The sequence below is a fragment of the Paenilisteria portnoyi genome, assembly GCF_014322795.1.
GTDB classification, from domain to species: Bacteria; Bacillota; Bacilli; order Lactobacillales; family Listeriaceae; genus Listeria_A; species Listeria_A portnoyi.
Map to the genome: position 1 here is coordinate 59981 of NZ_JAASTT010000005.1, position 16480 is coordinate 76460.

General features: G+C 42.6%; 12 protein-coding genes. 3 read left to right on the top strand and 9 right to left on the bottom strand.

Annotation, left to right across the window (positions count from 1 at the left end; genetic code table 11):
• The first annotated feature begins 61 nt into the window (after positions 1–61).
• Positions 62–2008 carry an ABC-F family ATP-binding cassette domain-containing protein gene (locus HCJ66_RS05140; protein ID WP_187132170.1) on the top strand — a complete coding sequence of 649 codons (1947 nt, stop codon included), beginning with the start codon at positions 62–64 and terminating at the stop codon, positions 2006–2008.
• Between the two features lie 46 nt (positions 2009–2054).
• Here the strand turns inward: HCJ66_RS05140 and HCJ66_RS05145 are convergent, their stop codons facing one another.
• The 5 genes from HCJ66_RS05145 to tsaE form a co-directional block, all read right to left on the bottom strand.
• Positions 2055–4025 carry a KUP/HAK/KT family potassium transporter gene (locus HCJ66_RS05145; protein ID WP_187132171.1) on the bottom strand — a complete coding sequence of 657 codons (1971 nt, stop codon included), beginning with the start codon at positions 4023–4025 and terminating at the stop codon, positions 2055–2057.
• 114 nt (positions 4026–4139) lie between these two features.
• Positions 4140–5165, bottom strand: a complete 1026-nt coding sequence (tsaD, locus tag HCJ66_RS05150; protein WP_187132228.1) for a tRNA (adenosine(37)-N6)-threonylcarbamoyltransferase complex transferase subunit TsaD — start codon at positions 5163–5165, stop codon at positions 4140–4142.
• The gene (gene rimI / locus HCJ66_RS05155) at positions 5165–5611 is read right to left on the bottom strand and encodes a ribosomal protein S18-alanine N-acetyltransferase (RefSeq protein WP_187132172.1); all 447 of its coding nucleotides are present in this window, start codon (positions 5609–5611) and stop codon (positions 5165–5167) included. The genes tsaD and rimI overlap by 1 nt, the downstream gene beginning before the upstream one ends.
• A complete protein-coding gene (tsaB, locus tag HCJ66_RS05160) occupies positions 5604–6287 on the bottom strand; it encodes a tRNA (adenosine(37)-N6)-threonylcarbamoyltransferase complex dimerization subunit type 1 TsaB (protein ID WP_187132173.1) in 684 nt (227 codons plus the stop codon). Before tsaB ends, rimI begins: the two co-directional genes overlap by 8 nt.
• The gene (gene tsaE, locus HCJ66_RS05165) at positions 6284–6742 is read right to left on the bottom strand and encodes a tRNA (adenosine(37)-N6)-threonylcarbamoyltransferase complex ATPase subunit type 1 TsaE (RefSeq protein WP_187132174.1); all 459 of its coding nucleotides are present in this window, start codon (positions 6740–6742) and stop codon (positions 6284–6286) included. Before tsaE ends, tsaB begins: the two co-directional genes overlap by 4 nt.
• Before the next feature lie 242 nt (positions 6743–6984).
• Between tsaE and HCJ66_RS05170 the strand changes: the two genes are divergently transcribed.
• Positions 6985–10809 (top strand): immunoglobulin-like domain-containing protein, encoded by a 3825-nt coding sequence (locus HCJ66_RS05170; RefSeq protein ID WP_187132175.1) that lies wholly within the window; start codon positions 6985–6987, stop codon positions 10807–10809.
• Between the two features lie 160 nt (positions 10810–10969).
• Here HCJ66_RS05170 and HCJ66_RS05175 read toward each other — a convergent pair whose 3' ends face one another.
• Complete coding sequence (locus HCJ66_RS05175) at positions 10970–12100, bottom strand: Lmo2079 family surface lipoprotein (protein WP_187132176.1); 1131 nt, start codon at positions 12098–12100, stop codon at positions 10970–10972.
• Positions 12101–12311: 211 nt separating this feature from the next.
• Here HCJ66_RS05175 and HCJ66_RS05180 point away from each other — a divergent pair, with 211 nt between their 5' ends.
• Entirely contained in the window at positions 12312–13343 is a 1032-nt protein-coding gene (locus tag HCJ66_RS05180) for a YdcF family protein (protein ID WP_187132177.1), read from the top strand.
• Positions 13344–13396: 53 nt separating this feature from the next.
• On the opposite strand, the gene HCJ66_RS05185 is transcribed toward HCJ66_RS05180, so the two are convergent.
• The 3 genes from HCJ66_RS05185 to HCJ66_RS05195 form a co-directional block, all read right to left on the bottom strand.
• Positions 13397–14074: a histidine phosphatase family protein gene (locus HCJ66_RS05185; protein WP_187132178.1), complete on the bottom strand. Its 678-nt coding sequence runs from the start codon at positions 14072–14074 to the stop codon at positions 13397–13399.
• A 75-nt stretch (positions 14075–14149) separates the two neighbouring features.
• Positions 14150–15208, bottom strand: coding sequence for a Glu/Leu/Phe/Val dehydrogenase (locus HCJ66_RS05190; protein WP_187132179.1), 1059 nt, complete (start codon positions 15206–15208; stop codon positions 14150–14152).
• A gap of 262 nt (positions 15209–15470) precedes the next feature.
• Positions 15471–16235: a DUF2653 family protein gene (locus tag HCJ66_RS05195; RefSeq protein ID WP_181676020.1), complete on the bottom strand. Its 765-nt coding sequence runs from the start codon at positions 16233–16235 to the stop codon at positions 15471–15473.
• Positions 16236–16480 lie beyond the last annotated feature (245 nt).

Here is a 16480-nt window from a genome sequence, read left to right on the forward strand (position 1 = left end):
CGCCTTGCTTTGCGATAAACTATGGAAGAGATAGATTTTTGAGATGAAGGAGAAAATTAGAATGATACTTTTACAAGTGCAACAGATTGTCAAAAATTTTGGCGCTGAAACGATATTAGAAAATATAAAATTAGAAGTGCAGACGAATGATCGAATTGCGCTAGTTGGTCGAAATGGTGCGGGTAAATCCACCCTTTTAAAAATTATTGCTGGGCAAATTAGCTATGATGGTGGCACGATTTCGAAGCCGAAACATGTTCAAATTGGTTATTTAGCGCAAAATACTGGCCTTGAATCTTCGAAAACGATTTGGAATGAAATGCTGGGTGTGTTTACGGGGCTGCGAGCGATGGAGCAAGAGTTGCGCGCACTGGAGACGCGGCTTGGTGACCCTGCTATTTATGAGAATAAAGAGCAGTATGAGCAAACAATGAAGGAATACGACCAATTGCAGCATTCGTTTAAGGAGCAAGGTGGTTACCAATATGAGGCGGATATTCGCTCTGTCTTGCATGGTTTGCGTTTTTTCGAAGCGGATTATGAGAAATTGATTGCATCCCTCAGCGGTGGTCAAAAAACGCGGCTTGCTTTGGCGAAACTGCTTCTGGCGCGCCATGATATTCTGATTCTCGATGAGCCGACGAACCATCTGGACATCGCGACGCTTTCTTGGCTCGAGTCTTACTTGCAGAACTACAAGGGGGCGCTACTCATCGTTTCGCATGATCGCTATTTCTTGGATAAAGTCGTGAACCAAGTGTACGAAATTAGCCGCACGCAGATTGATCGCTATGTTGGGAACTACTCGCGCTACCTCGTTCAAAAGCAGGCGAAGTTGGAGCAACAGTGGAAAGAATTTGATAAACAGCAGGATAAAATTTCAAAATTAGAAGATTTTGTGGCGCGGAATATCGTCCGGGCTTCAACGACGAAACGGGCGCAGAGCCGCCGAAAACAGTTGGAGAAATTAGATCGGCTAGACCGCCCGCAAGGTAGTGAGAAAACAGCGCATTTTGGTTTCCAATTTGACCGGTCTAGTGGTAAGGATGTCCTTTTTGTGGAGGATTTGGCGATTGGGTATGCGGTGGATAAGCGGGTTTCTGAAAAACTGACTTTCGATATGAAGCGTCATGAAAGTATCGCGCTCGTCGGACCGAATGGGATTGGGAAATCGACGTTGCTCAAAACATTGATTAAAGATATTCCGGCGCTTTCTGGTGAGTTTCGCTTTGGTACCAACGTTCAGATTGGTTATTATGATCAAGAGCAGGCGAAACTGAACTCCAATAAATCGATTCTGCACGAGCTTTGGGATGATTATCCTGAACTAAATGAGCAGGCGATTCGCACGACATTGGGGAATTTCTTATTTTCTGATGACGATGTCTTGAAGGTGGTCAATACGCTCAGTGGTGGCGAGAAAGCGCGTGTTGCCCTTGCAAAATTGACCTTGATTGGTGCTAATTTGCTGATTCTGGATGAGCCGACGAACCATCTGGACATTGAGAGTAAAGAAGTTTTGGAAGCAGCGTTGATTGATTTTGAAGGGACGATTTTGTTCGTATCGCATGACCGGTATTTTATCAACCGTATCGCTTCCAAAATTGTTGAGATGCATCCGGAGCACGCGCAGGTTTACCTCGGCGATTACGATTATTATCAGGATAAAATAGCAGAGCAAAAGGAACACGCGCGACTTGATGCGTTGCAAAAACAACAAACGACCCCTGAGGAGAAGCAATTAGCAACGAATAAGCAGGCGTATCATTTGGATAAGGAACAGCAAAAAGTGATGCGTCAGAAAAAGCGTAAATTAGAGGAAATCGAGGAGCGTATGGAAGAAACCGATCTCAAAATAAGCGAGATGGAGCAAGAGCTCTTGGATCCTGCCGTATATCAAGATCATGAAGCTGCTTATGAACGGACAGAGCAACTCGACCTTCTGAAGCAATCAAGTGAGAATTTGATGGAGGAATGGACGATTCTGAGTGAGGAATTAGAAGAATAACATATAAACAGGTTGCATCCGCGTTTCGTGATGCAACCTGTTTTTTTTAATCCCATTTGCGAATCTTCACGACTTTCTTCTTCGAGAGATATAGTGGGACATTTTCTACTTGAACATCGCTGTATTCTAAGCCAAACCAATTTTCTGGTGAGGTGGTGAATCGCTTGATGAACAATTTACTTCTCATGATGACGCGTTGCCAATTCGTAAGGTCAGCCTCTGCGCTCAGCTCATCTTTTACAATAACGAAGCAGAAATCGCCGAGTTTTCGGCCATTCTTCGCTGTATATTTTCGTTTTTGTTGTTCGAGTGCTCCTTTGGCAATAAGGTCTTTCGCAATTTGTTTGAGGAAAACATTAATATCTTGCTCGACGCGAAAACCTAGTTTCAATTGAACGCGGATAACGAAATCACTCTCAAAACTTTCGACCGTATAATACGCGGCGTATGGCCCATCAACAACTTGGACGTTCACAAACCAATAGACATCCGCACGCTTTGGACGTTTATCAAGAATCGATGCCATGACTTCATGTTCGACACGGTATGGGTTTCGGCTACTTGTCAAATAAACCAGATTATGCGCAAATTTTGGATAGGCTGTATCTACTTTTAATTTCGCAAGCATCGGTATGAATTTCTTCAGAGAGACGTTCTTCACTAGCTTCGTTTTTAGTTGGTAGCCGCTGAACCAGATGTACATGAGCGCCATGATTACGACTGCCATAATAACCGCTACAAAGCCTCCATGCATGAATTTCGCAGCGCTTGAGATGAAAAATGCAAATTCAAGCACGCCGAATGTCATGAGAATCGCTGTCGTAACCAGTTTTGAGAATCCTTTTCGTAATAGGAATTGGAAAAGAAGTACAGTCGTCATTAACATCGTTACGGTGATGGATAGTCCGTATGCTGCTTCCATGTGCGTCGAATCTTGGAAATAGAGGACTACTCCCACACAGGCAATCCAGAGCACGGTCGTGACGGTTGGAATATAAACCTGCCCTTTCGTCTCGGATGGATAACGAATGCTCAAGCGCGGTAATAAATTCAGTGCGATGGCTTCGGAAACCAGCGTATAAGCCCCTGTTATCAAGGATTGTGAGGCGATGATTGCCGCAAGTGTCGCAATTAATACGCCGTACATAATGAACGGTTCTGGCATACTTTGGAAAAATGGGTTCACGAAAGGATCGTCAACATTTTTTAGTGAGATAATCCACGCGCCCTGTCCAAAATAATTGAGTAATAGGCACACTTTGACGAACGGCCATGTGATGTAGATATTTTTACGACCGACGTGCCCTAGATCGGAATACAAGGCTTCGGCACCTGTCGTGGCTAGAAATACGCTACCGAGAATGAGGAAGCCGGCTTTATTTTGATCGCTAAAAAGTAGTTCTACAGCATAATATGGCGAAAACGCTCGGAAAATCGATAAGTCGCCAAGAATATTGATAATGCCTAATATGCCTAAAATGGAAAACCAGAGAAACATTGTCGGACCAAAAATCCGCCCGATAAACATCGTTCCATATCGTTGCATAAAGAAAATAGCGCTAAGAATAACGATAACGATAATAATAATAAGTGTTGTATTCCCAGTGAATAGTGCGTCAAAGGCTGGAATTTCTTCTAATCCTTCGATGGCTGATGTGACCGTTACAGCGGGCGTTAAGACACCATCTGCGAGCAGGGCTGCCCCACCGATCATCGCGGGAATAACGAGCCATTTGCCACGTTTTCTAACCAAGGCATATAAAGAAAATATGCCACCCTCACCATGATTATCTGCTCGTAGCGCGATAATGACATATTTGATTGTCGTAAGTAACGTCAGCGTCCAAAAAATAAGCGATAATGAGCCTATAATATAATCCTCAGATACGTGATTTAGCCCGCCGTTACTCGCGACAATCGACTTCATCACGTATAGAGGTGACGTACCGATGTCGCCATAAACAATGCCGAGCGTACCGATTGCCAACCCAAGCCGAATTTTATCTTTTCTTTCCATTTGTATCCCCCTCATAAACGCTATACAACATGGACGTATTATACCACCAATACTCTAAAAAGACGAATATATTTCTACTCCTATTTTTCAGGGCAGAAATGTATTCGTCTTAACTTAATACGTATCTTCAAAAAGTAAGCCTGGACTCGCGTTCATCGTTAAATCGCCGTGGATTCCTTTTTCAAATAATACAGTTCCAGCTGCCGCAATCATCGCTGCATTGTCACCGCATAGTGATAGGGGCGGAATGATGAGCTGGACGTTTGGAATTTCTAGCGTGGTTTCCTTAATGAGCCGCTCGCGAAGGCCTTGATTCGCCGCAACGCCACCTGCTAAAAGGAGTTGTGTCACATTGAATTCTTTTGCCGCACGGATTGTTTTTGCCACAAGAACGTCGACAACGCTTGCTTGGAAACTCGCTGCTAAATCGGCTTCGTTGATTGGCATATCCTTCTGACGCAAATTATGAACTGTATTGATAAAAGAGGATTTGAGTCCGCTAAAACTAAAGTCATAACTGGCTTCGTTCATCATCGCGCGCGGGAAATGAAACGTGTCTTCGCCGGTCGCTGCTAAACGGTCGATTTGGACGCCTCCTGGATAAGTTAAACCGAGTGTCCGTGCTACCTTATCATACGCTTCGCCGGCAGCGTCATCGCGTGTTTCACCAATGATTTCAAACTTGCCGTGTTCGTGCATGATAACCAGTTCTGTATGTCCACCACTCACGACGAGGGATAGGAGCGGGAACGTCATTTCGGTTTCGAAACGGTTCGCGTAAATATGTCCTGCGATATGATGGACGCCGATTATCGGTTTATTGTGAATGAACGCCAGTGTTTTGGCTGCATTGACGCCGATGAGGAGCGCGCCTACAAGTCCTGGCCCTTCTGTCACTGCAATCGCATCGATATCGTTCATCGTGACGCCAGCTTGCGACAGAGCTTCTTCTATGACAATCGTGATTTGCTCGACGTGATGACGAGACGCGATTTCTGGGACAACACCGCCAAACCGTTTGTGGCTCTCAATTTGGGACGCGATAACATTCGATAGCATTTCTGTGCCATTTCTAACAACAGACGCCGCGGTTTCATCACAGCTTGATTCGATACCAAGTATTAATGTATTTTTTTTCATCATTCTTCCACCCACATAACTAGCGCGTCTTCTTGATTATCCGGATAGTATTTTTTCCGAATCGCGCCATCTTTAAATCCAATTTTTTTATATAGTTGTTGTGCTTTCGTGTTCGAGATGCGGACTTCTAGTGTTAAACGCGTCACGCCCTGTTCCTTCGCAATCCGCAGTAATTCGGCTAACAGTGCTTGTCCGTAGCCTTTTCCTTGTTGATCAGGATGCATCGCGACATTCGTAATATGGCCTTCATCAAGAATTATCCACACACCTGCGTATCCAATAACCGTTTCGTTTTGCTCCGCCACAATATAATGCGCAAACTGATTCGTGTAAAATTCATTTCGAAAAGCTTTCTCGCTCCACGGTGAGCTGAATACGGCTGTTTCAATTCGTAATAGACTTTTGACATCGGCTATAGTCGCTTGACGAAAAGTGACCTCATTCATGTTTGTTTGCCTCAAGCCACTTGCTCTCCGCCTCGGCTAATTTTAAGTATGTCGGGACAAATGTATGCGCCGGAACACCATCTTTTGTTTTTGCGAGTTCACCGAGAAAAGCTGGTCGTGGATAGCAGAGAGTTGCATCTGCAATCGTCGCACGCGTCCCAATTGTCGCCGTAATATCTGCTTCAAAATTCGCTAAACTATCGCCGATAAAAAGAATGTTAGCTGCTGTATCAAGCTTCGCAAGTAAATCTGCGAATGCGAGATGTTGATCTGGCTCCACATTCTTCCCTTGCGCTGTGTAGATTCCCGCGTAAACATTGCCACGCCTCGCATCCATCACAGGCACCACAAACCCATCAAAAAAGCGCCCATTTTGCGCCATTAACGCTAAGCTGGAAACTCCGACAAGTGGAATTTGGAGATCCCAAGCCATTGTTTTTGCGACTGTTACGCCAATTCTAAGCCCTGTATAAGAGCCAGGACCTTCTGCGACTGCAATCTTCGTCAGCGCTTGCGGTGTCACATCACATTCCTTCATCAACTCTGCGATCGCTGGCAACAATCGAACGCTATGATTTTTTTTCAAATTCGTTACGAGTTCTCCGATGACCTTATTATCCTGCCATAAACTGACACCTAGCGTATCATTGGATGTATCAATTCCAAGTATTGTCATTCTCCAAAAACCTCCGAACAAAGTGCTTCATATCTTGTGCCCACTGGTTCTATCTCCATTGCACGCGTATTTTCTGTCAGGTGCTTCAACGTAATTCGAATATACTCAGCCGGGAGATCTTGCTCAATAAAGTGGGCCCATTCAACCACGGACACACCATCTCCTTGAAAATATTCATCCAATCCTAAGTCATCCTCTGCGTTTTCAAGTCGGTAAACATCCATATGATAGAGCGGGATACGTCCTTTTGTATATTCGCGAACAATTGTAAATGTCGGACTTTTAACCATCTGTGGTATGTCTAGCCCTTCTGCAAGCCCTTTAGTGAATGTCGTTTTGCCTGCTCCAAGATCACCTTCAAGTAAGATAACATCTCCCGCTTGCATTTTCAGGCCAATCTTTTTAGCTACTTCACGCGTGTTTGATTCCTTTATTGTTTCTATTGTATACTTCATCGCTTCACCTTTTTTATCATTTTCTGTACATATCATACCATAAAAATAGAGACTGGTCAGTAATGCTCGCTAGTATCCATTTAGCCAAAACCTACATTTGTGTCGAAAAGTTCATAATTAATTCATTTAAACAGGAACATTTAGAGAGTTTTGGTATTTTTCTCTCATCGCTATATTGCTAGACTGATTATATGAGTGCAAGATAAGTAGTATATGCGCTGAGTATAAGGAGGAAAAACACAATGATTATGAAAAAAATTGGGGTAGCATCCGCTGCATTTGTTTTATGCGCTGGGTTACCACTACAAACAATTGTTCTAGCATCAGAAGCAGCACCCGTATATGCAAATAAAGCGGAGAACAAACTGAAGGGACTACAAACGAGTAGCGACAACGTTCTCGATGTAACAGATTACTTCTCAGTTGTACCTGGCACAGGATCAAGTATCGATAAAAATAACGTTACGATTACACCAAATCAGAAAAGACAAGCTGGTGGAATGTGGTCAAGTAGTGATAATAAAGTGGATTTGACTAAAAACTTCTATTTAGAAGCTGACTTATATATGGGCGATGATCCTCTTGGTGCTGACGGAATGGCTTTTGTCATTCAAAATGACCCTCGTGCTAATAAAGCTATCTCAGCAGCTGGTGGAGCGATGGGCATGTATGGCTATAGTTATATCAAAAATGCACTTGCGATAGAATTTGATACGTACATTAATGATGGCACAGACTACTCTGAAGCATGGGATCGTGATGTGCTTCCTAAAAATAAACATATGGCTATCACTGTACCAGGTGTTGGTCCTGTCATTCAGCACAATGCACTAAATGTACTACCCGAAGGTTCCTATTTTGAAGATGGTCAAAAACACACTCTGAAGATTGAATGGAATGCCGATACGAAAACATTGAGCTATGACTATATCGGATATACAGGAAGTTATCAAGTAGATGATTTACAAGCAACATTTGGAGGAACCGAGGTACAATTTGGCTTTGTAGGATCAACTGGGGACAGAAGTAACCTTCAAGAACTTTCTATCACGAAGCTCCAAATCAATGGTATATCTCCTAAATTACAATTAGCTATCACCGACCAGTCAAATAATAACATCCAAACGGCAGCACCGTCCGAAAAAGTATACGTTCATGATACTATTTCTAATGAGACTACAAACGCTAGTGCCTTTACCATGAAGTACGGCGCAGATATCGCCCCTCTTTTTGATGAGACTTCCATTGAAAACATAGTACTAACACGTAATGATGGCCAAACATTTACTGTTTCAAAAAGCGCATTGCTAGATCACACGGTCGAACTTCCTTTTTCTAAGGGCACCGATGTTTTCACATTGTCTTATGAAATTAATGTAAAATCTGATGCCGCGCCAAAAGGAACTAATTTGAATATACATGGTATCGGAAGCGTCAATGGTGTAAAATATACTTCTGAAAATTCCATTCGATTGATTACACCTCGAAACAAGCCCGTAATTACAGCTAATGACTCTTCTCTGAAAAAAGGTACTGCATTCAATCCATTGGCTGGTGTAACTGCTAATGATATGGAGGATGGAGATCTGACAGGCCAGATTACTGTAACAGCAAACGATGTGAATGTAAACCAAGTTGGGACGTATCATGTGACATATAGCGTGACTGATTCTGATGATAATACCGTTACGAAAACTGTGACGGTAACAGTGACAAGCAATGATGCACCTGTGATTTCAGCGACGGATAAATCTTTGAAAAAAGGCAGTAGCTTTGATCCTTTGGCAGGTGTGACGGCGAGCGATTTGGAAGATGGGGACGTGACGGCAAATGTGACGATTACAGCGAATGATGTGAATACAAGTAAAGTCGGAACGTATCATGTGACGTATGCTGTGACGGATTCTGATGGTAATACGACGAAGAAAACTATCACTGTGACGGTAACAAGTGATGCTGCACCAACGATTTTAGCCGCAGATACAACAGTGAAAAAAGGCAAAACATTTGATCCTTTGGCTGGTATGACAGCAAGTGATGCCGACGATGGTGACGTAACCGGAAAAGTAACTGTAACGGCAAATGATGTCGATACAAGCAAAATTGGAACGTACCACATCACGTATTCGGTGACTAATTCGGATGGCAACACGACGACAAAAACCATCACTGTAACGGTAACAAGTAATGATGCACCCGTGATTTCTGCGATAGACCAAACGGTGAAAAAAGGGAAAACGTTTGACCCGAAAGCAGGCGTAACAGCAAGTGATACAGAAGATGGGACTCTAACAAACAAAATTTCTGTCCAATCAAATGACGTCGATACAAGCAAAGTCGGCACCTATCATGTGACATACAGCGTGACAGATTCTGATGGTAACACAACAACGAAAACCATCACCGTAACGGTAACAAGTAATGACGTACCAACGATTACCGCATCGGACATCGTGCAACGTATTCACACCACCTACGACGTGAAAAAAGCAGTTACTGCACAGGATACCGAAGACGGCGATATCACCAACAAAATCACGGTGACAAGCAACGATGTCGACACAGAAAAAGCCGGCGTATACCACGTCACATACAGCGTCACCGATTCCGACGGCAACACAATAACGAAGACGATCAAAGTTACTATTTTGACAAACGATGCACCAATTATCAACACCCAGGACGTCTATTTGAAAGTTGGCGATACCTTTAATCCCTTCGATGGCGTGACAGCAAGTGACCTTGAAGATGGCGATGTAACACTGAAAATTCAAGTGCTAGCCAACAATGTCAACATGAAAATGGACGGATTGTATACTGTTGAATATAGCGTCACCGATTCCGATGGTAATACAACGAAAGCAACACGTCACATATACGTGCGTACAAACGACAAGCCAGAAATTCACGTATCGGATCAAACATTCAAAGCTGGTTTTGCCTTTGATCCAATGACGATTGTTTCCGCGAGCGATTTAGAAGATGGGGATGTCACAAAAGATATCCAAATCACGGCCAATGATGTGAACGCGGCTGTCGCAGGAACGTATCACATCACATACAGCATCACCGATTCAGATAAAAACACAACAACAAAAACCATCACAATCACTGTTTTGACGAATGAAAAACCAGTCATCACAGCAGCCGACCGCACTATCAAAGCGCATCTAGCGTTTGATCCGATGACAGGTGTTTCCGCAGAAGATTTGGAAGATGGCGATTTAAGCAGCGCTGTTAAAATCATCGCGAACGACGTCAACATCGACGTTCCTGGCGTGTATCACATCACATATAGCGTCCTTGATTCAGATGGCAACACAACCGAGAAAACAAGCACTATCACCGTCCTAAGCAATGACAAGCCGGTCATTACAGGTCAGGACAGTAGCTTCAAAGCTGGTCGCGCGTTTGATCCATTGGCTGGAATCACAGCAAGCGATACAGAAGATGGCGATATCACAGCAAACATCCAGATTGTCACAAACGATGTGAATCCTGACGTTGCTGGCGTGTATCATGTGACCTACCGCATCACCGATTCCGATGGCAACACAACGGAACAAACGTACACGGTAACTGTATTAACAAATGAAAAACCAATGATTCACGCAAGCGACGTCACACTAGCATTCGGTCAAGCCTTTGATCCGATGGCAGGCGTTTCAGCAGAAGACTTAGAAGACGGTGACATCACGAGCCTAATCAAAGTCATCAGCAACGACGTGAATCCACAACAAGCAGGTATCTACCACGTAACGTACAGCGTAACAGATAGCGATGGTAATGAGACACAGTTCACGATAACAGTGATTGTAGGAGCACAGCCAATTTTACCTGTAGATCCGATTACACCGGTAGATCCAGCAAAGCCAGTGACACCGGCGCAACCTGGAACACCAGGGCAACCGACAAGTCCGGTTGTACCAGTGAACGTCAATCCATCCGCAGAAATGAGCCCTACCAAGACTCTACCCAATACAGGCGATACAAACACGACATCAACCGTCCTTTTTGGAAGCTTACTCGCAGCACTTGGCGCCATTTTCTTGCGTAGAAAAAAATAATATAAGAACAGCCCTGGGACAAAAGAGGCTCTAAAATGAAAAAAGCAGAAATCTTGTATATTCCATTCTCTATAATGGCTTTATACAAGATTCCTGCTTTTTTATTTTTGAGTTTTTAATGCTGTATTCAAATTATGATCCAGCATCTTTTCTTCTAGATTTATTGAACTATATCTGATGTATCCGTTAAAGCATCGCCATACATCGACTTATAATAGCTCGCGGTTGCTTCTTCCATTATTTTTTGTAGCTCTGTTGTCGAAATCACATCAGATGCTTCTGGGAATTTCGGAAGTTTAGCTGAATCTGTCGTTTTCATCGTCATTGTAAAGGCCATTGATTCAGGATTTTCCTTGTCTGATGTATCCGTGATTTTTACTTTCATTTTCATGTTTTCAATCGAGTCATTTTTACCAGGTTTGATCGTTGCATCAATTGTGATTGCTGCGTCTTTCTCATCCTCTAGATCTTTAATGGTATCTTTCGCTGATTTCACTGCTGATGCATATTGCTCATCAAAGTCAGATTTCGAGACACCTTGTGATGTTGCGATGACTTTCAAATCAGCTTTAACGTCTTTATCATCAGCTAATTTCACTAATTCGTTTGCCAATTTTGTGATATCAGTCTTTGTTAGCTTCACTGTCACCTCTCCATCGTCACCCTCTTTAAAACGATCTTCTGGTAGGCTATTGAAGTAGTCCGTTACTGTTTTTGTTACTTTTTTGCTTAAATCTTTCGTTGCTTTTTCTACTTCTTTCGTATTTGTTGCTTCTTTTTTCGCTTTCTCATCTGTTAAATCTTTTGCAAGATCAGAAAATTCCACGTATTTCGTTGCTAAATCTGGATTATCCTTCTTGATTTGTGAGAACATACCGCTTGTTACTTGATCAAGTAATGTTGTTAAATTTCCTTTATCATCATATAAATCGCTCAATGGGAAGTATACTTTCTCTGCTTTTGAATCTACCAATAGATCTACTGTCGTGTCTAAATTTACTAATCCCGCCGTTTTAACAGCAATCGTAGTCGCCGATTTTTGCGCTTTTTGGTCATTAGCGACCGTCATTTTAACAGTTAAGCCTTCCAACATTGCCGCACTTTGTTGCGCTTTTAATGTTGCTGGTAACTCATCAACCGTAATGCCAATTGTGGAAGTCGACTGATCGGCTGGTTCTGACGTTTTTTCAACACTTTTCGTAAATTTTTCTTGCGGCGTATTGCCACATGCTGCTAGGACAATCCCCATAACCAAAGTTAAGACTAACAATGTAAGCTTTTTCATTTTCATCTCTCATTTCCCTCACTCTCTTTTATAGTCTAAATCTATCATAAAAGACATAGGAACTCAATCCCCTTATGCATTTGTTCACAAATTTGACAAATCCTAATTATCTCGCCTTTAGGAATGTCTATTTTGCCTACCTACGAAAAATTGACTTGCCTTTCCGAAAGCATACCCAGTATACTAGGAGTGTAGGTATAGAAAAGAGGTTATAATTATGGTACTCGCTTATATCGCAGGATTTTTTTTTATTTTATTTTTGATATTATTCATTATTGACAAACGGAGAGTGAGCAACGGCATTTTTCTCACAATCGCATTATTTTTCACCATTCTTGCCGTGGCGTATGGTTTAATGTCAACGGATAGCAATCTCATAGCGCTCATCGTCGTTGGTGTATTCTTCTTGATTTTGGCGCTTTTCCCATTCCTTATCGTCGGTTTGGGCATCGGATTAGTTTATAATGGGCGACTTATGGCGAAGCGCGAAGGTCGGAAAATACCGAATCTACTTACATTATTTGTTGGCATCATGATTCTTGCGCTCATCGTCCTCATCATATTGCAAATCACGATATTCGACTCGGTTTGGTTAAGTATCTTTTTTACCGCATTATTCTTGATTTTAGGCTACTTTTCATTCCTACTCTTCAGTTTCCTGACTTCCTCCTATATTTATCAATACAATCGACCGCGCTTACAGCAGGACTTCATCATCGTGTTAGGGAGCGGCCTGATAGATGGAACCAGAGTCCCCCCACTTCTTGCTAGTCGATTGGACCGAGCCATTGTTTTTTATTATAAACAAGCTGCGAAAAAATTTGCGCCTCAGATTATCGTGTCTGGCGGTCAGGGGCCTAATGAACTCGTATCCGAAGCTTTCGCGATGAAAAACTACCTTCTTGATAAAGGGATTCCGGAAAATCATGTCCTGCTGGAAGATTTGTCAGTCAATACATTGCAAAATATGCGTTTTTCAAAAACTTTAATGGATGATTTAAAACCGAAATACCGTAGCATCTTTGTCACAAATAATTTCCATCTGTTTCGAGCTAGTCTCTATGCACGGAAGGCTGGATTAAAAAGTCAGGGTATTAGCTCCAAAACAGCACTTTATTATTTACCAAATGCACTGATGCGTGAATTTATTGCGATTATTGTGATGTATAAAAGATGGCATATTACAGTCACAGTACTTATTTTATTAGGCATGCTAGCCATAGGTATTGTTAATATTGCTTTTAGATAACTACACAAGAATAAGCTAAAACTTACATTTCGGCGTAAGTTTTAGCTTATTTTTTACACGTTCTCAATAAAATGAGATGTATCGTTCAGGCGCTCAATTTTGAATAGGCCGTTTTCATAGGTAAGGACCGTCACGCTAGCGTTATCTAGCACGAAATCGGCTTTCACGCTTGGCTCTAGTTCATGTACAATGTTTCGTATTGTATTGCCATGTGCCACAATCAGCACATTACCACCCGTTTCCCGATGCGCATTGACCACATGCAGAAAACCTTGCTCCACACGATTCCAAAATGTCATAAAATCCTCTGCATCATGCGTCGGATCAGCGACTTTCGTACCGTTCATCGTCTCGCGCACATTTGCCTTAGCGTAAAGTTCTGCTTTTGAGGCGAATCCCATCTTTTTAGCAACCCGGTCCCACGTCATCGCACTCGCATCGCCTTCAAATGAGCCGAAAAAAGTTTCCCGGAATTCACTGCGTGGCTCTAGCGTTAAACCAAAACCATGTTTATTTTCCTTTAAAATAAGCTCTGCCGTCGCAATCGTACGGTGCAAATCACTGGAGTATGCTGCAACAAACTCTGTATCCGCAAGACCCCGACCGCTCGCTTTTACAATTTCTGTTCCCTCGGGAGTTAATGGTGAATCTGCCCAACCTTGCATTTTCTCATATTTATTTAAATACGTTTGACCGTGACGCACAAAATACAGTGATAATGGTTTATTCATTCCGTTTCCCTCCAAATCGATATGTCCTTCTTTCATTACTATACCATATTTGGAAGGTTCTAAAAAATAATAGAGCTAGCTTATTTTACTGGTTTTAGCCGCTTCCATCCGATTTTCCACCATGCGATTCGCCGCTTCTGCTGGTGTCACTTGTTCCATTTTTGCAATTTCAAATACTTTTCCAATCTGATCATAAATTTCACCGATTTTCTTTTGCGCGCGTGCTTCGTTATATGTGTTCAGTTCATCGGCAATATTGATAACTCCGCCAGCGTTGACAATGTAATCTGGCGCGTATAGAATGCCTTCGTTTGCCAGCATTTCCCCGTGTTTCGTCGCATCCAACAGTTGATTGTTAGCGCTACCACAAACAGCCGCAACTTTTAACTTAGGAATCGTTTCATCGTTCAAAATACCACCCAGTGCACATGGCGTAAAAATATCTGCTTCGACATCATAAATATCCGCTGATGCCACTGCTTTCGCACCAAACTGCGTCACAGCACGATTTACGGCTTCGGTATTAATGTCCGTCACGATCAAGTTCGCGCCGTCTTCATGAAGCAATCGGCATAGCGCAAAAGCAACATTTCCAACGCCTTGTACCGCGATTGTTTTATTTGCTAAAGAATCTGTTCCAAAAACTTCTAAAGCTGTGCGTCTCATCGCGCTATAAACGCCGAATGCTGTCATCGGACTCGGGTTTCCAGATGAGCCAAAACGCTCGGATATTCCCGTCACATGTTTCGTTTCTTCATGCACTAAATCCATATCAGCTACTGTGATACCAACGTCTTCCGCGATAATATAGCTTCCGTTTAGTCGCTCCACATAGCGTCCTAACGCGCGGAACATCTCCTCTGATTTATCCTTTTTCGGATCACCAATAATAACCGTTTTTCCGCCGCCAAGGGGAAGTCCGGCAGCTGCGTTTTTATATGTCATGCCCCGAGCCAAGCGGAGTACATCCTGAAGCGCCTCTTCCTCTGTTTCATAAGGCCACATCCGGCATCCACCAAGCGCTGGACCGAGCGTCGTATCATGTATCGCGATAATCGCTTTTAACCCTGAAGCCTTATCGTGACAAAAAACAACCTGTTCATAATCATACTTTTCCATATCCTCAAACAACATTGCAATCCCTCCTCATATCTTCTCTCTTATTATACGAAATGAGACAATTGAAGGGAAATTTTTAGATTATATATAACATTTTTCATACTTTATATCCAAATGCACGACAAAAGACATAGAAAGCGCTTACTTAAAAAGGACAAAAAAAGGCGGATAAACCTGGGTATAAATCATTACTTTCCGTTATTTTTGTAATATTGCCGTTAGCACTAATACATAAAAAAGAGACGCCTGTCAAAGACGCCTTCTCCCTTATTGCGTTCTATTCAGTTACTATCGCTGTGATTCCTTCCGTTTCAGAGAATCGTAATTCTAAGCCACAGTTTGGATCGAAATGGGCTTCTTTTGTCGCCCAGTAGCGGATAGCTTGGATGAGTGAAAAGTGATCTAAAGCCTGAACTAGTGTATTGTTTTTCATGACATCTGCGCCGAAACCTTTTTGATCGTCATATGTCAAAATAACTTCTACGTCCTCTAATTGTAAGCCTTTTTCGTGTGTGAAGAAATGGATGACCGCGTTGGAAATATTTCCTTCGTCGAGAACAATCGTGCTATTCCCAGTTTCCTGTGTTGCATTCGTCGTTCCTTGGTGATCGAAAACATTCGCTTGTGGCTTCGGATTATTACGGTTACGCCATTTTTGGAAGAGATAAATCAATAGGCGGATGATGACAATAATCGCGATAACGTTGATAATTAGGGCTAAAATATCGCCGAATGCGCCCATATTGCCGAGCATACTACCGAATAGTAGACCCGCTAAGCCACCAAACATTAGGCCGCCCCAGAAGCCACGATTGGATTTTTTGGCAGTTTGGTTATTTGTTGCTTTGTTTGTCGTGCTGTTGTTATTTCGTTTGACCTGGTTATTATTTGGTCGGTAAGATCGACTTGGCGAGCGGTAGCCCTTGGCGTGCGCCTCACTTACTTGTTCATATTTTGACGGCATGATTGTGTTGTATGTCACGGTACCCAGTGGTGAAAAAACGAGCATCATTGACATCACGAAAAAAAGTAATTTCTTCAATAGTTTTCCTCCTGTTTTGACTAGATTGTTCGCATCAACTTGCCTGAGCGTTCTGCCATTTAAGCGCAATAAAAAGACCTCACGAATAAACGTAAGGTCTCGCAAACAATCGACAAAAATTGCTAACAATGCCGGGGTTTTATCCCGTACTGACGACATTGCTATACTGCTACTCCCCTTATCGGGCGTACTGATTTTGAATAAGGTAAGTATAGTATACTACGCTGGGTTTCGCAAGTTATTGA